General features: G+C 44.1%; 14 protein-coding genes and 1 tRNA gene. 11 read left to right on the plus strand and 4 right to left on the minus strand.

Translation table 11 applies throughout. The features are described from left to right. Window positions 1-10 precede the first annotated feature (10 nt). Together AS194_RS01790 and AS194_RS01795 are read left to right on the plus strand one after the other, a co-directional pair. Window positions 11-343: a hypothetical protein gene (locus AS194_RS01790; protein WP_058023772.1), complete on the plus strand. Its 333-nt coding sequence runs from the start codon at window positions 11-13 to the stop codon at window positions 341-343. A gap of 352 nt (window positions 344-695) precedes the next feature. After that, window positions 696-1,427, plus strand: a complete 732-nt coding sequence (locus AS194_RS01795; protein WP_227511556.1) for a hypothetical protein — start codon at window positions 696-698, stop codon at window positions 1,425-1,427. A 114-nt stretch (window positions 1,428-1,541) separates the two neighbouring features. Here AS194_RS01795 and AS194_RS01800 read toward each other — a convergent pair. The 3 genes from AS194_RS01800 to AS194_RS01810 all read right to left on the minus strand — a co-directional run bounded on the left by AS194_RS01800 (window position 1,542) and on the right by AS194_RS01810 (window position 4,972). Next, window positions 1,542-1,632 (minus strand) — tRNA-Ser (locus AS194_RS01800). A gap of 92 nt (window positions 1,633-1,724) precedes the next feature. Further along, window positions 1,725-2,873, minus strand: coding sequence for a type I glyceraldehyde-3-phosphate dehydrogenase (locus AS194_RS01805; protein ID WP_058023773.1), 1,149 nt, complete (start codon window positions 2,871-2,873; stop codon window positions 1,725-1,727). A gap of 161 nt (window positions 2,874-3,034) precedes the next feature. Continuing rightward, window positions 3,035-4,972, minus strand: a complete 1,938-nt coding sequence (locus AS194_RS01810; protein WP_058023774.1) for an AAA family ATPase — start codon at window positions 4,970-4,972, stop codon at window positions 3,035-3,037. 341 nt (window positions 4,973-5,313) lie between these two features. Between AS194_RS01810 and AS194_RS01815 the strand changes: the two genes are divergently transcribed. The 8 genes from AS194_RS01815 (at window position 5,314) to AS194_RS01850 (ending at window position 15,264) form a co-directional block, all read left to right on the plus strand. After that, window positions 5,314-6,840 (plus strand): aldehyde dehydrogenase family protein, encoded by a 1,527-nt coding sequence (locus tag AS194_RS01815; protein ID WP_058023775.1) that lies wholly within the window; start codon window positions 5,314-5,316, stop codon window positions 6,838-6,840. A 237-nt stretch (window positions 6,841-7,077) separates the two neighbouring features. Next, window positions 7,078-8,106, plus strand: coding sequence for an alcohol dehydrogenase AdhP (adhP, locus tag AS194_RS01820; RefSeq protein WP_200960300.1), 1,029 nt, complete (start codon window positions 7,078-7,080; stop codon window positions 8,104-8,106). A gap of 200 nt (window positions 8,107-8,306) precedes the next feature. Further along, a complete protein-coding gene (locus AS194_RS01825; protein WP_058023776.1) occupies window positions 8,307-8,633 on the plus strand; it encodes a DUF779 domain-containing protein in 327 nt (108 codons plus the stop codon). A 624-nt stretch (window positions 8,634-9,257) separates the two neighbouring features. Further along, the gene (locus AS194_RS01830) at window positions 9,258-10,898 is read left to right on the plus strand and encodes an ABC transporter substrate-binding protein (protein ID WP_058023777.1); all 1,641 of its coding nucleotides are present in this window, start codon (window positions 9,258-9,260) and stop codon (window positions 10,896-10,898) included. Between the two features lie 242 nt (window positions 10,899-11,140). After that, complete coding sequence (locus AS194_RS01835; protein ID WP_058023778.1) at window positions 11,141-12,157, plus strand: ABC transporter permease; 1,017 nt, start codon at window positions 11,141-11,143, stop codon at window positions 12,155-12,157. Window positions 12,158-12,306: 149 nt separating this feature from the next. Next, window positions 12,307-13,221 carry an ABC transporter permease gene (locus tag AS194_RS01840; protein WP_058023779.1) on the plus strand — a complete coding sequence of 305 codons (915 nt, stop codon included), beginning with the start codon at window positions 12,307-12,309 and terminating at the stop codon, window positions 13,219-13,221. Window position 13,222: 1 nt separating this feature from the next. Beyond that, entirely contained in the window at window positions 13,223-14,296 is a 1,074-nt protein-coding gene (locus tag AS194_RS01845; protein ID WP_200960301.1) for an ABC transporter ATP-binding protein, read from the plus strand. Then, window positions 14,293-15,264 carry a peptide ABC transporter ATP-binding protein gene (locus tag AS194_RS01850; protein WP_058023780.1) on the plus strand — a complete coding sequence of 324 codons (972 nt, stop codon included), beginning with the start codon at window positions 14,293-14,295 and terminating at the stop codon, window positions 15,262-15,264. Before AS194_RS01845 ends, AS194_RS01850 begins: the two co-directional genes overlap by 4 nt. Window positions 15,265-15,276: 12 nt before the next feature. On the opposite strand, the gene AS194_RS01855 is transcribed toward AS194_RS01850, so the two are convergent. Further along, complete coding sequence (locus AS194_RS01855; protein WP_058023781.1) at window positions 15,277-16,257, minus strand: NERD domain-containing protein; 981 nt, start codon at window positions 16,255-16,257, stop codon at window positions 15,277-15,279. Window positions 16,258-16,422: 165 nt separating this feature from the next. On the opposite strand from AS194_RS01855, the gene AS194_RS01860 reads away from it, so the two are divergent. Next, window positions 16,423-17,349 (plus strand): HEPN domain-containing protein (locus AS194_RS01860; protein WP_152978582.1); only part of this gene is annotated, 927 nt, incomplete at its 3' end.

A 17,349-nucleotide genomic window follows, 5' to 3' on the forward strand; every position in this document is an offset into this window, starting at 1 on the left:
ATGGTTTATTATGATACCTGTACGTGTAAAAAATAAGTTCTCTGATCATCCGCAAAAAATCATGCGCCCGATCAGTATTCGGTTGTCTGAAGAAATGATTGCCCTATTAGAAACAACCAGCTCAGAATTGGGTTTTAAGCGCATTCAAGGGCTTATCCGTCTTTATATTCGTCAAGGACTCGATCGTGACCATCAAGATTATACGCTCGCTCATGACGAAGTATTTATTGAGACGTTACGTAAGCGCGGTGTGAGCCAGCGCATCATCGATGAGGCAATCGTTGTGACCCATAACAACAATATCTCTCACTCTTTATCTGAATTGCAAGACAGCGATCAATAATATCCTTCATCAGTCGTATTAATCATAACGATCTGGCTGAGATTGACTGAGACTCTAAAACGTTGTCACTATTTTTATCAAAAAGACCAAGTCTGCTCACGCAAGCTTGGTCTTTTTTGTGGCTATTATAAAGGTGAGATTGCAATTTATAGATTAACCTTGCTCTCTGAACTTTTTTTTGCCTCATACCGACACGCATTTACTCTTTGACCTTATCGTACGTTTGCGACTGTGGTTAGCGATAACTAAACAAAACCTGTTCCCAAACACGGTATATTAAGAAAATAGTCTCAATGATTGGGGTGCATCCTCAATTTCAATATGAGGATGAAAATGTATAAGGAGAGGTACGATGATGGGGTTACAGCAGCATTTTTATAAAACGTTGTGTCTGACTATGGCAGTCGCCATGCTAGCGATAGCACCGGGTTGCTCGTCGCCGCAAACGGATCCAGACCAAAAAACCATACCGACTGACTCTGATCAATGGCAAAAAAAACTGGGACAGACTTTTGAGCAATTACCTGCCGACGATCAGCAGCTACTCAGTCGATATATGCTACGCATGAAGCTTAGCGATGCGTATGAATCGGGCGCCATGCCGCGCACCACTATCAAGCAGGCCCTCATACAACAGCGTGAGTACGAGCGGCTGCATCCTAATAATCCAACAGGCAAGAAAAGTCCTATTGTGAAAGGTCAAACAGCAAATGCGACGGCACAGACGTATCCTGTCGCTCTCCTACCGATTAAGACTAGTGATAGCGATAGCTTAAACCAAGTCAAAATGCAGTTTATGCTATCCAACCATGGAGACGTTGCAATACAAAGTTTTCAAGGCACACTAACCATGAAAGACGCCAACCTGAAACAAGGCAAAGACTTCAATGTTCCTCTCATACAATTTGATCCAGCCATCGAGCCAGAACAATCTGGCAAGATCATCATCGAGAGTAGTATTGAAGACATCAATGTCATGCGCGCCATTAAAAACACGAAGAATATGACGATCGAGATTAAAGAAGGCACACTTATATTGGCAGATGATCAAAGCATTGAGTTTGGCAATTCATTAGCTAAATAGTGGGACTGCGCATCATTTGATCTTTTATGAGGTTTATAGAGCCTGTCGTCCAGTATTTATAAAATACACCATAAAAAAAGCCCCAATCATTACTGATTGGGGCTTTTTAGCATTTGGCGGAGACGGAGAGATTCGAACTCTCGAAGGGCTATGAACCCTTGCCGGTTTTCAAGACCGGTGCATTCAACCGCTCTGCCACGTCTCCATTGGTGCATCATTATATAGATATACTTTTATAATGCAAGCCCCTAATCTAAAAAAATTCAATTAATTTGCAAATACCTTTGAATCACTGGTTTATCGCTTGCTTGAGGCCAGATGCAGGCACATATCGAGCAGTCTGTTGGCATAACCCCATTCATTATCGTACCACGCAAAAACCTTGTACTGCTCGCCTACTTGCATGAGCTGCTGACCATCTATGATAAGCGACTCAGTTTGATGAATAAAATCACTAGAGACCAACGGCTCATCCATATAAGCCATGATGTCACATAAATGCGTCTGACTGGCAGATTGAAGGGCGTCACGGATAGCATCAACGCTGACCTCTGGCGTATCAAATACAAAGGTCACATCAATCGCTGCCACATCGATGGTGGGCACCCGTATTGAATGTCCATTTATTTTGCCCGCCATCGCTGGCAATACCCGCTCCGTCGCAGCAATACTACTCGAGGTCGTTGGGATAATATTGTAGCCAGAAGCACGCGCCCGTCTGGGATCTCGATGCGCTTGATCGAGCACCGTCTGATCGGCGGTAACCGCATGAATCTCTGTCATCATAGCGGACTTGACGCCGAACGCTTTATCCAATGTGTCAATCAGTGGCACCAGTGCCTGCGTGGTACAAGAAACGCTGGAGATAATCGGTAGATCAAGCATGAGCGCATCTGTATTGACCCCCATAACGATACAAGCATCCACATCATCGAATGGCGCTGCACCGATGATCACCTGTTGTGCGCCTGCATGGATGTGCAGCATCGCTTGCTCATACGAGCGAAAGTGACCCGTGCACTCTAGTACCACATCGACCCCTAGCGACTGCCAAGGTAGGTTTTGTGGATTGGGTTCTGAGAGCATATTGATGCAATAGGTCAGAGTGTTTTTGGTGAGACAGAGCTGAGTTTTATGCTCATTATCGGCCCCGCTCTCGATAATATCAGCACTGACCCCCAAGCGGCTTAAGCGACCATGCGTGCTATCAAATTTTAATAAATGCAACAAAATATCTGCTGGTGCCAAGTCATTAATCGCGACTACATGGATTGCACGTCCTAATACTTCAAAGCGCTCTAGCAAGGCGCGCAGTACATTGCGCCCGATACGACCAAAACCATTAATAGCCACTCTCAATGGCTGTGAGTGCTCACCAGTGGTACGATAGGTCGCCGCTATCGGGTCAGAGGTCAGTTGATAAGTGGCGCTAGAAAAATCAGGCATAAAAGATATCGCTATAAAGGGATATAAAGAATGAGCGTTGTCGCTTTAGACACGCTCTAATAGTTGGTTCAATATTTTTTGTTCAAAAAACCGACAGTGTCATAAAATCTATCTTGTCATAAAATCTATCTTGTCATAACAAACTATCTTGTCATAACAAACTATGGCGTGATAAAAATCAATGCCAAACGAATGGTGTTGTAGTCAATGCTTTGCTTGAGATGATCGAATATCGGACGCAGTTTGATACTGCCATCATCATTGAAGTCGTTTGGGTTATTGGCAACTTTGATGGCGACATAAGCGTTGCCAACCGCTGTCATGATCTCATCATCTGGACGCAGATGATCGCAGGCAAGGCTTGGATCTTGTGATTTTAGCTCGCCGATGTGGCGCATGATGGTGGACTGTGATAGTTGACGCGCTTGTGAGATTTCCGCAATAGTCAAGCTCTCTTCTAATAGCACTCTGGTTGCAAGCAAAGTGCTCTCTGATTTGTCAGAGACTTGATTGCCTAATTTCTGTTTTTTATCGATTTGCGCTTGTTGCTGTTCGCGGCGCTTTTTTTGCAGCGCGGCATAGGCGTCAATCACGGATTGACTGAGCGTACCACCTGACTTTAAAACAAACTTCTCATGCGCCTGCTGCATACTTTCTTCATCCAGCATCGCATAGTTGGCATCAGCCTCTTCAGACAGGACCAAAAACCGCTTGTCTGCGCCGCGTGCCAGTGGATCAAGTTGCAAGCTCATGTCATTCATACCCAGTAGCTGCAATCCTGCCAGCGATTTGAGACGTGATAAGGCCACATAACCTTGTCCCAACTCAAAGGTACGCGATAAATCAATCTCAGCCGCATCGAGGGTCATGCCTTGCGACTTATGAATGGTGATCGCCCATGCCAGACACAGTGGCACTTGTAAGTAACTTGCCAGCACCTCACCCGTCTCATCTTCGATGATCCACTCCTCAGGCTCAGCGATGACTTCTCGTCCTGAATTAAGCCGCACGACAGGCATTTTCTGGGTCGTTGGTTTCTTCGACTTTGGCTTTTCTTTGTCTTTTTTAGCAGCGGACTTCTTAGCTTTTGCCGTTTTTTCGCCAGCAGCTTCCTCATCAATGTCATCGCTGCTATCGTCTTCGATTAACGCGTCACTACTTTCCTTATCCTCTATTTTGACCGCAGCAAAACCAATCAGCTCACCCATCGTCCCGTTGGACACCCCAAGCTCGGCATTGTTTTTGATAAACATGACCTTGGCGCCCACCTTGAGAACCAACTCGTCTTGAGTACGTACGGTCTTTTTTAAGGTTTCAACCAGCTTACTATCGCCCGTGGTTGTGGCTTCAAAACGCATCATCTCACCGTCTAACAGTGCCAGCTCCTTGTCATTAATCTTATTGACATTGAGATTGTGCGTGTACAGGCGAGTACGCTTGATATCGACGCTTTGATCGTAAGTATTCTCTAAAGCGGCAATCGCCTCAAAGGTCACTTCCTGACGACGGATTTGGTTGAGAATATCATCTAAGTCTAAACCGCCATTTGCCGCTTCGCTAACCTGTCGATGCTGCTCTGACAGATAGCAAATATGAAATTTGGCATCGAGCCACGCCTCAGACATAAAGGCGAACTTTTCACGATTGCTCTCGCCTTTACTACCTATTGGCGGTAACTGAAAAAAGTCTCCTGCGACTACTACCTGAATACCGCCAAAGGCTTTGTCGTTTTTGCGAATATGCTTGAGCACTTGGCTGACCAAGTTAAGCTGCTTGGCATGTAGCATCGATATCTCATCGATGACCAGTACTGCCGTGTCTTTTAATCTGTCTGCCAAAAACTGCTTACGAGATAAATTGGTCAAATCTCGGTCGCTCAGCTCATCTTTGATACCAATACCCGACCAACTATGAATCGTCGTGCCGTTCATGTGGGTGGCAGCGATACCGGTACTGGCTGTGACTGCAACCGGTACACGGCGAGCGCGCAGATAATCAATGTATTGATTGAGCGTATAAGTCTTACCTGAACCTGCTGAGCCAGTCAAAAAGACGTTTTGACCTGTTTTTAGAATATCAAGAGCAGAAGATTGACGCATAGACCCAAACCAACCAATATTATGAAAAGAAATAGTATAAAAAAGAAAGCCGCTCTGGTTAATTAATTGACCACAGCAAGCCAAAGTAGATGCTCACAATTATAACAGCTGCATCCGCTTTGCGAACCACTTTAACCGCCCTATATCGTATAACCGAAAGTTTTGTGATACAAATTATATCATTATAAAAAGTCATTATCGTTCTGCACAAAAGCTCAGTACGATAGAATAATAAATTGGTTAGGAAGACCAAGGATTTATTTTTCAATGGCTATCTCTAAAATGGCTATCTCTAAATAGTCATATTTTAAATAACCAACATACACAACAAGGAGTGGTTAATGTTATACGCTTATCCCAACACTGAAAACAGTCCGGTCCAATTCCGCGAAAAATACGATAACTTTATTAATGGTGAGTGGACCCCTCCTATCGATGGAGAGTATTTTGATAACACAAGCCCCATCGATGGTAAAACTATTTGCCAAGTCGCCCGCTCAAAAGAAGCCGATATCGAAAAAGCCCTAGACGCGGCGCATGCTGCCAAAAACGCATGGGGCAAAACCAGTGTTACTGAACGTGCCAACTTGTTACTCAAAATTGCTGACAGCATGGAAGCCAACCTAGAAGCGATTGCGATTGCCGAATGTTACGAAAACGGCAAGCCTGTTCGTGAGACACTCGCAGCCGACATCCCTCTAGCCATTGATCACTTCCGTTATTTTGCCAGCGCCATTCGCGCACAAGAAGGCGGTATCAGTCAGATTGACGAAGACACTGTGGCTTATCATTTTCATGAGCCACTTGGTGTCGTCGGTCAAATCATTCCTTGGAACTTTCCTATCCTAATGGCCGTATGGAAGCTAGCACCTGCCCTTGCTGCTGGTAACTGTGTCGTTCTAAAGCCAGCCGAACAAACGCCAGTTTCTATTCTGTTCATGTTAGAGACCATCGGCATCGCTGATATCTTGCCAAAAGGCGTGCTAAACGTCGTCAATGGCTTTGGTGTCGAAGCAGGTAAACCACTTGCGTCAAACCCTCGTATCAATAAAGTTGCCTTTACAGGTGAGACCACGACTGGCCGCCTCATTATGCAGTACGCGAGCGAAAACATCATTCCAGTGACGTTAGAGCTTGGTGGCAAAAGCCCTAACATCTTCTTTGCCGATGTTATGGATGAGGACGATGACTTCTTGGACAAAGCTGTCGAAGGTCTAGTAATGTTCGCGCTGAACCAAGGTGAAATCTGCACCTGTCCATCGCGGGCACTCGTTCATGAGAGCATCTATGATGAGTTCATCAAACGCTGTATCGCCCGTGTCGAGGCCATCAAAATGGGCAACCCACTCGATACCGACACCATGATTGGCGCGCAAGCCAGCTCAGATCAATTAGAGAAAATTTTATCTTATCTCGACATCGGTAAAAAAGAAGGCGCAAAAGTGCTCGTCGGCGGAGAGCAAGCTAAGCACGATGGCGACTTGACAGACGGTTACTACGTCAAGCCAACGATCTTTGAAGGCACCAACGATATGCGCGTGTTCCAAGAAGAGATCTTTGGACCTGTCCTTGCCGTGACTACTTTTAAAGACGATGACGAAGCCATGCAGATTGCCAATGACACCTTGTATGGTTTAGGCGCGGGCGTATGGACCCGTAGTGTACACAAGGCATATCGCTTCGGACGTGGTATCCAAGCAGGCCGCGTATGGACCAACTGCTATCATATTTATCCATCACATTCGGCGTTCGGTGGTTACAAACAATCTGGTATCGGACGTGAAAACCATTTAATGATGCTCGACCACTATCAGCAAACCAAAAACATGCTGGTGTCGTACAGCCCTAAAAAAATGGGCTTCTTCTAAACCATCATTTCTAATCATGGAGCGGGTTATCACAAGTGTTACATAGCCCGCTCGCTACAACGATCTAAATAAAAAAACTGAGACGAATTTTTATATCCTCTAATGCGCTTAGGCGCGCAGCAGGAAAAATTTGTAGCAGTCTTGCTTTCAAAATACGGTGTTTGCATATTTTGAATGCAATATCGCAACAACTTTTTATATCAACATTTATCAATCACCCATAAAAGAGAGCTTATTATGACTAACAAAATGAAAGCCGCTGTATTACATGAGTTCGGTCAAGACTTAAAAATCGAAGAAGTCGACATTCCAACTGCAGGTGCTGGGCAAATAGTTGTCAAAATGCACGCCTCAGGCGTCTGTCATACTGATTTACATGCGGTTGAGGGGGACTGGCCTGTTAAGCCAAGCCCGCCATTTATCCCAGGTCATGAAGGTGTCGGCGTGATCACGGCGGTCGGTGACGGCGTAACTCATCTCAAAGCAGGTGACCGCGTTGGTGTGCCATGGCTATACTCTGCTTGTGGTCACTGTACGCATTGCTTGGGTGGCTGGGAAACCTTATGTAAAAAGCAAGAAAACTCTGGTTACTCAGTGAACGGTAGCTTTGCAGAATACGTCCTTGCAGATGCCGACTATGTTGGCATTATTCCTGAGAGTGTCGACTCCATTGAGATTGCCCCTGTTTTATGTGCGGGCGTCACGGTATATAAAGGTCTTAAAATGACCGACACCAAGCCAGGCGACTGGGTTGTTATTTCAGGTATCGGCGGCCTTGGTCACATGGCTGTACAATATGCCATTGCCATGGGGCTCAATGTTGCTGCTGTTGATATTGATGACGAAAAACTTGAATTCGCGAAAAAGCTGGGGGCAACAGTGACGGTAAATGCCAAGAATACAGACCCAGGCGAGTTGCTACAAGAAAAAATCGGTGGCGCTCATGGCGTGTTAGTCACTGCAGTATCATCAAAAGCTTTTGATCAAGCCTTAAGCATGTTACGTCGCGGTGGTACTTTAGTATGTAACGGGCTCCCCACTGGCGACTTCCCGGTGTCAATCTTTGATACTGTACTCAATGGTATCACCATACGTGGCTCTATCGTTGGCACACGTCTTGACTTACAAGAGTCGCTAGATATGGCAGCGGCTGGCAAAGTCAAAGCGACCGTCAAAGCTGAGCCGTTAGAGAACATCAATGATATTTTTGAGCGGATGCGTAATGGCAAAATCGAAGGTCGTATCGTCATCGACTATAATCAATAACGGATAGTAAAATGACAGTGTTATAAGCTTATTACATAGTTATTCCAACTGTCAATTATCAGCCGAAGGTCGTATCTTTTTAGTCATATGCCAGTTGTGATGTGTCTGAAGATGATGCGACCTTTTTGATTTGACTGTGGCATACTGATACTAGAGAGCAATTATATAAACCATGGATGGGCCATAAGAAGGAGTACGATATGAAACTGGCAGCAACAGAGTCGTGTAAGGCGTTGATTGAGCTACTAAAGTCCAAGCATGGAAAGCTGATGTTTCATCAGTCAGGTGGCTGCTGTGATGGTAGCTCGCCGATGTGCTATCCATTAGGAGAGTTTAAGGTAGGCGGTCAGGATGTGCTGGTTGGTGAGCTTGTTGGCTGTCCATTTTATATGGGACGCGCACAATACAATCTATGGCAGCATACCGATTTGACCATTGATGTCGTCAATGGTCGCGGTGCGAGTTTTTCGTTAGAAATCCCTGAAGGCAAACGCTTTATCGTACGCTCAGAAATCTGTACGATATAAGGACGTTTGACGCAAAACTAGGTAGCATTAATCTTAAATAATGTACCCCATATGACAGTCTTAGCTTGTCCTATGATATTGGGGAAAAACTGGCTGATTTAATAAAAACAAATCATAGCAGCACCTAATAACCACAGCATCTAATAGCTACCGCACCAAATAGTCAGCAGCTGCTCAATAATCCACTGATTTTTACAAATCATTGTCATTTATACGCTTGTCTATCATCACAACAATAAAAATATTTGTATCCGAAAAGTAACTAATTTATTAATATACATGTATATTAATAACTTTTTATTATGAATTTTACTGTCGAAATTCGTAAAAGTTACCTTTTTTGGTTGTATTAGCTCTCTAAAATAATAGAAATCGTCTTTTTTATTAAATTATTTCAAAGATTTCTTGCATTATCGCTATTTATGAGAGTATATTCAAACGACTTATTTATAACGATATGTTCTACATTATATAAATTAAATCTTTCTAAACTTTATATATGTATCTTTTTGTAAATAATATATCTTCAAAATAAATAGACCAAAAGCAGTTGAAAGTTTGCTAATTCCTCAGACAGGCATAGCAATTTATAAGCAACTACCTATCATTACATGGGACGTAATAATGCAAAAATCATTCTTTAAACTGACGCTGTTGACCACGCTTATCTTGGGTATGAGTGCTTGTAGTGGCGACAATAAAACCACTGACGAGTCTGCTGCCAGCTCAGATGCAAAAGCCGCTAAAACCCTACTTTATTGTTCAGAAGGCAGCCCAGCTGGTTTCGATCCCGCACAGTACACCGCCGGCACCGATTTTGATGCGAGTGCTTATCCTATCTATAACGGTTTGGTACAGTTTAAAAGAGATGGGACTGAAATTCAGCCAGGACTCGCTGAAAGCTGGGATATTAGCGAAGATGGTAAGACCTATACCTTTAATCTTCGAAAAGGCGTCAAGTTCGGTAAAACCGATTATTTCACACCAAGTCGCGATTTCAACGCAGACGATCTGATTTTTACATTAAAACGTCTCACCAACCCAGACTTTGAATTTAACAAAGCTTACCCTGCAGAATTCCCCTATTCAGTTGGCATGGGATTACCTGATATCATCTCAAATATCGAAAAGGTCGACGACTATACTGTCAAAGTCACGCTTAACGAAGTCAATGCCCCATTTTTACAAAACCTAGCGATGCCATTTGCTTATATCAACTCTGCTGAATATGCAGATCAGTTGATGGCCTCTGGTAATGAGCCAGATATCAATAACAAACCTGTTGGTACTGGGCCTTTCGTCTTTACGTCCTATCAAAAAGACGCGCAAATCCGTTATACCAAAAACCCAGACTATTGGGACAAAGACAACATCTACATCGACAACCTTGTGTTTGTTATTACTAAAGACTCAGCCGTTCGCGCGCAAAAAGTTCAAGCTGGCGAATGTCATGTGTCCGCTTATCCAAAGCCTGCCGAAATTGAATCGGTCAAAAAATCTGGTAAAGCCACCGTTCTTGATCAACCAGGTTTTAACGTCGGTTATGTCGGTTACAACGTTGAAAAGCCGAAGCTAAGTGATCTTAAAGTACGTCAAGCATTGGATATGGCGATCAATAAAGACGCGATCATCAATGCTGTCTATCAAAGCGAAGGTCTCAAGGCAACCAACCCAATGCCGCCTACGCAGTGGGGTTATGACGACTCTTTAAAAGATGCACCTTATGATGTTGAAAAAGCAAAAGCGCTGATTAAAGAAGCTGGCGCGGACAATATGAACATCGACTTATGGTACATGCCTGTTCAACGTCCATATAACCCTAATGCCAAACTCATGGCTGAAATGCTCCAAGCAGATTGGGCGAAGATTGGCGTCAATGCCAAACTGGTTACTTATGAGTGGGGCGAATACCTAAAACGCGCGGCGAAAGGCGAGCCTGATGTGATCTTGGCAGGTTGGACGGGTGATAATGGTGATCCAGATAACTGGTTGGGCTCATTACTGTCTTGTGACGCGGTCGGTGGTAATAACTACTCACGTTGGTGTAATAAAGACTTTGATAATTTGGTCATGAAAGGACGTCAGGTCACCAATCAAGATGAACGCATTGATGACTATGTACAAGCTCAGCAGATCTTCAAAGAGCAGCTTCCTTGGACGACTATGGCGCATTCGGTAGTCACCGTATTCACTGCACCAAACGTTGTGGATTTCAAAATCAGTCCACTTGGTGCTGTACGTTTCGATGGCGTGAAAGTTGAATAGCCTTAGCTAATTACGTCCGGTACGACATGCACTATTATTTGATTTGTATTCGGCTGGCTCAGAATCTCTGTTCCAGCCGTATTTATATGAGTTGATTGCTTTTTGACTCACATACTTTTCATTTGAGCACCTTTCACTTGAGTACTTTTGATTTAAGTGCTTGGTCATTTAAGGGCATGGTCACGGACGACCTCATTCATTGCTACTACTCCACTCATTGAATCACAACTATTGAGCAGCCCATGCTACTTTATATTCTGCGCCGTATCGCCATTCTTATTCCTGTCTATCTTGGCCTCACGCTATCGACTTTTACTCTGATCCGTCTCGTACCAGGCGATGCAGTCGAGATCATGATGGGTGAGCGTATGGTGGATCCAGAGCTACATGCTCGCGCCCTAGAAAGACTGGGATTAGACAAACCCCTTATCGTTCAATACTGGGATTACTTGACGGGTATATTGACGGGTGACTTTGGTCAATCCTTTCGTACTCGCTCTCCGGTGTTACAAGACTTTTTTGCGCACTTCGTTCCAACGTTAGAGTTGGCGCTATGTGCGATTGTCATTGCTAGTGTGATTGGTGTGAGCTTGGGTATCTTTGCCGCGCTACGCCGTGGTACTTGGATTGACTATACTCTGATGTCAGGGGCGCTGGCAGGATACTCGATGCCGATCTACTTACTAGGCCCTATTCTGACAGGTATATTCGCTCACTATCTTGGCCTTTTACCCGTTGCTGGTGTGATCTCTGTCGCACAGTTCTTGGATGTCCATCCCTTGTACGGCTCATGGTTGCTTGGCTCTCTCACCTCAGGGGAACCGGGCGCTTTTTGGAATGTGGTCAAACACTTTATCTTGCCATCAATCGCACTATCGACCATTCCACTCGCGATGATCGCGCGGATGACACGCTCTGCGATGCTGGAAGTTTTGGATGAAGACTATGTGCGTACGGCTCGCGCCAAGGGCTTATCGCCACGCCGCGTGATCATGGTACACGTGATGCGTAACGCGCTAATCACTGTCGTCACTGTGGTTGGCTTACAAATGGCAACCTTGCTTGCAGGCGCGATTATTACCGAGACTATCTTTAGCTGGCCGGGTGTTGGTAATTGGCTTCTCGATGGCTTTTTTACTCGTGATTACCCCATTGTGCAAAACGGTATTTTGTTGGTCGCCACTGCCTTGATTTTGGTCAGTTTATTTATTGATATTTTGTATGGTCTGATCAATCCACGTATTCGACATACCTCTTAATGTCACAATGTTGCAATGTCACATTGATAAATACTTATATTATAAATAGTGATGATTGGCGCTGAAGTGATGTTTTAGCAATGCTTAGTACTTTTTTAGGAACAAAATTCTAAAAAATGTCACTGCGCTAGCCACTATAGGAACTGCTCATGAAGCCTTCTGTTCTCCCCTCTGATGTCAATCTGATGGCTGCCACACCGCCATCGTCTTGGCAACTATTTTTATCGACCTTTTGCCGAAACAAGGGCGCGGTGTTGGGTTTTATTATTCTCATGCTAATGGTTATTGTTGCCATACTCGCGCCCGCAATTGCCCCCCATGACCCTTATGAATTATTTACCGGCCAAGAGCAATTGCCGCCAGCCTTTTTAAGTGGTGGTGATGCGATGTTTTGGCTAGGCACGGATGATGCTGGACGAGATACCTTGTCTCGGGTGATGTATGGCGCGCGTTACTCTTTATTTATCGGTCTGAGCGCGACGACCCTTGCGATGCTAGTCGGTATTTCACTAGGACTTAGTGCCGCATTTTGGCCCAAAGTTTGGGGCAAAGCGGTCATGTTGGTCAATGATATTTTGATGTCATACCCCAGCTTACTACTAGCCATCATCATTGCCGCTATCTTAGGGCCCTCTATGACCAATACGATTATTACCATCGCTTTGGTCTGTACGCCGCCTTTTATTCGTCTGACTCGCGCCACCGCGATGGTGGAGTTGCAACGTGAGTACTTTATCGCCTCGCAGGTGATGGGTGCTGGCGTACTGCGTTTATTATTTATCACGATTCTACCCAACTGCATGGCACCGCTCATCGTACAAGCAACGATGATTTTTTCCTCTGCTATTTTAGAAGCGGGTGCGATTGGTTTCTTAGGCTTTGGGGTACAGCCACCTGATGCTGAATGGGGCGCGATGCTCGGTACGGCTCGTCAGTACATTCAAAGTAATGTTTGGCTCGCTATTTGGCCAGGTGTCGCTATTTTCTTGGCTGCATTGTCGATTAACTTGACGGGTGATGGCCTGCGTGACGCGCTCGATCCCAAATTAAAGCAGGTGACCTAAGATGACTGAACCTTTAATTAAAACACCTACCACTCATACTTCTATGAATGGTGCATCAACAACAGACGCGCCACTGTTATTGGACATCGAAAATCTGTCGGTCACTTTTGGTCAAGGAAAGCGTGCCTTTCGTGCTGTCGATGATGTGTCTTTAAAAATCACACAAGGTGAAGTCATCGCTGTCGTTGGTGAATCCGGCTCAGGTAAGTCAGTCACGATGATGGCGCTGATGGGGCTACTGCCGCCGTCTGCCACCGTCCGCGCCAAGCGGGTGATGTTTGATAATAAAGACATGATTAGTATGCCTGCCAAAGAAAAACGCGGCATCATTGGCAAAGACATCTCTATGATCTTTCAAAACGCGATGTCTTGTCTCAATCCAAGCTTTACCGTTGAGATGCAGTTGGGCGAAGTACTGCGCAAGCATCTTGGTTTGCGCGGTGCAGCAGTACAGGCACGCATATTAGAGCTGCTAGAGTTGGTCGAAATGCCTGACGCCAAAAACCGACTCAAAGTCTACCCACATCAACTCTCAGGCGGTATGAGCCAGCGCGTTATGATTGCGATGGCGCTTGCGTGTGAACCAAAACTGCTCATCGCAGACGAGCCAACGACCGCACTTGATGTCACCGTACAAGCGCAGATCATGGACTTGCTGGGTCGTCTACAACGTGAAAAACAAATGGCGATGGTTTTGATTACTCATGATTTGGGCCTTGTTGCACAAAACTCGCGTGATGTCGCGGTCATGTATGCTGGACAAGTGGTTGAAACCAGTACCGTGCCAGAGGTTTTTCAATATCCTGCACATCCTTACACAGAGGCGCTCTTACAAGCCATTCCTGAGCTGGCTATCGGACAAGATCGATTGAACAGCTTACCCGGTGTCGTACCAAGCCAATATGATCGCCCAAGCGGGTGCTTATTATCTCCTCGCTGCCCATATAAAGAGCCTGCTTGTGACGTGCCGCCGCCTATTTTGGACACACCAAATGGCAAAGTGCGCTGCATTTATGCCGATCCTACTGCTCGCACCCCTATCTCTCACGCTGCTATTTTGGAGTCACAAGTATGAGTAATAAAGTGGTTTTAAAAGCAGACAATCTACATAAGCACTATCCGGTATCACAAGGATTGGGCAAACCAAAAGCGCACGTCAAAGCGCTGAACGGTATCTCTTTTGAGCTTGAGGCTGGCAAGACATTGGCAGTCGTTGGTGAATCAGGCTGCGGCAAATCCACCCTTGCCCGCCAGCTGACACTCATCGAGCAGCCGACGCAGGGCGAGCTTTTTATCAACGACGAAGCCACCACTGGCTATAGCAGAAAGGCGCTCAAAGACTTACGTACCGAAATTCAAATGGTCTTCCAAAACCCTTATGGTAGCTTGAATCCGCGTCATACTATAGCCTATCAATTGACAGAGCCGTTGGATATTCATACCAATCTGTCTAAAGAAGAAAAGCGTGACAAAATCAACGAGATGATGAGAAACGTGGGTCTACGTCCTGAACATGCTGGGCGTTTCCCACATATGTTTTCGGGTGGTCAGCGCCAGCGGATTGCCCTTGCCCGCGCGATGATGCTCAATCCTAAAATCGTCGTCGCTGATGAGCCTACCTCTGCACTTGATGTGTCGATTCAAGCGCAAGTCTTAAATCTGTTTATGGATTTGCAGGATGAGTATCGTACCGCTTACGTCTTTATCTCACACAACTTGTCAGTCGTACGTCATGTCGCTGATGATGTGATGGTCATGTATTTAGGTCAAGCGGTCGAGCACGGGCCCAAAGAAGCCATTTATAATGCGCCAAAACATCCTTATACCATCGCATTACTGGCAGCTGCACCCACAGTAAATGGCCAAAAGAAAGATTTAACCCTACAAGGTGAGCTACCAAGCCCGCTTAATCCGCCAAGCGGGTGCGCTCTACATAAACGCTGTCCATATGCGACCTCGCAGTGCAGCGAAATCGAGCCACAACTGCGCGAATGGGATGGTCGATTGGTAGCTTGTCTGCGTTTGGAAGAAATATATGGGTAATGTGACTAGTAGTTAATCAATATTTACTACGCCGCGGCATTTAGGAAATTGCGCGCACCCATAAAAGGAATGTCCTTGGCGTGCGCCATTTTTTGCCACACGTTTGACCATCTCGCCGTTGCATCTTGGGCAGGTTGGCGCTTGATCGATATTAGCGTCATGGTCTGTCGCTTTAAGTATCGCAGGTTCATTCACTTTTGGCTCAGATTCTATAATCTCAAATGGCGTAAGAAAAACCTTATCAGCCATATCATGCGGTTTGATTATTTGCTGAGTATTTAGACTATCAATTGGTAATGCGGTAGATTCAACCTCAGTTTGACCAGACCATCCATGTGCTTCCCTACTTTTTAGAGGAGTTCTTCTTACAGTTTCTTTAACTATTGGTTCAAGTGTAGGATTCTCAGTATTCTTACTTGGGTTGCTATGCTTATCTTTTAGATAAGCTTTATGCTGCCGATTGGTGCGCCAAGACTTACTAAATCTATTGCTATTAATTTGCTCAACGATAGATGAAACCTCGTCTTCAGTGAGTAGCTTATCTTGTTTTTTCTTTACATACGAGACCATACCACTGGTCAATACATGCTCGGGCAACTCATCGCGGGTTTTTAACTCGCACTCACCGATAAAAGCAATCATCGAATGGAAGTAGCTCAGCTCCAAGCCTAATAAATCTGCGAGCGTCTTAATATGTAAGTAGTTTTGACGTAGCGGATTTTGGAATTTGAATTTACTTCCATTTGGAAAAGCTTGTATCCACTGCTTTTGCTTCTCGCTACCGTATATCCAACCTTTGTAGTTTTTGGTTTCAATGACAAAGATGCCGTATACAGAGACGATGACGTGATCGATTTGCGTACTACCACCATTGGCTAATGGCAAAGTGACATTGTTTAGCCGATGATAAACGTCTTTTTCAAGCTTTAGCCACATGGCGACGTTGATGACGGTTTCACCTAGGAAGCCTTTGAAGGTGGATTTTAGGGACATAGGAAGCGTCTTTTAAATTCATAGCAAGTTAAATATCGATTATAATAAGTTATCAACCACATTAAAAAATTTATAAGGAAGTATTAAGTGATTACAGTGGAGTATCTGATATTTAACGATAAGAAAGAAAGCCTGTGCTCTAGCATAAAATCCTTTGAGCACTTTATGCAAACCGACTCTGACATAGTATTAAATAATGGCAGTATAACTTATGAAAATAGTTTTAGTGTTAAATACCAACTAGATTTTAATATAATTTCAAATACTGAAGATGTTTGCTTTCATCTTACCATCAATACAGAATCCATCGAAGACATAGAAAAATTAACTAAATTACTTAGAGCAATAAGAAAAAGGTTTTCTATTATCACTAATTCTCCACAAATCTTGTTTGATGGACTAAGTATGCACTATGCCTCTAAAGCCTATCCCTTGATTTATGAAATAGAAAATTTAATGCGGAAATTACTAACTAAGTTCATGCTGATAAATGTTGGAGTAAACTGGTATAAAACTGATGTGCCAGATGATGTTGCCAGCTCAATTAGAACAAAAGATAATAATTTAAAGAAGGATTTTACATATTTTCATAATACTGACTTTATTCAACTAAAGAATTTTTTATTTAGTGAAGAGTATATTTCAAATAAAAATAAGCTGATCAATACATTGAAGTCTCTCAAAACTAAAAATAATTTAACTATTGAAGATATTGAGAGTCTAGATCAGTTGATACCTGAGTCTAATTGGTCCAAACATTTCTCTAATAGTATTGATATTAATGAAAAGGAACTTAGCAATGACTGGCAAAAACTATATGAGTTGAGATGTGATGTCGCTCATAATAAAACTTTCACAATCAATGATTATGATAATTTAGTAAAATTAATTAATAAAATTAAACCTGTAATTGAGGAAGCTATTGCTAGTCTTTCAAACTTGCACATCACAGAAACTGAAAAGGATAGTATTGAAGAGCATGTAATAGGTAGTATTAGCTCTGAGCTGGGAGAGTTCATGCTATCTTGGAATAAACTTGAAAGCAATATTAGGAGCTGGGCTAAAAGTAAGTATCCAGACTCTGAAACTGAG

The organism is Psychrobacter piscatorii (assembly GCF_001444505.1).
Classification (GTDB): domain Bacteria; phylum Pseudomonadota; class Gammaproteobacteria; order Pseudomonadales; family Moraxellaceae; genus Psychrobacter; species Psychrobacter piscatorii_B.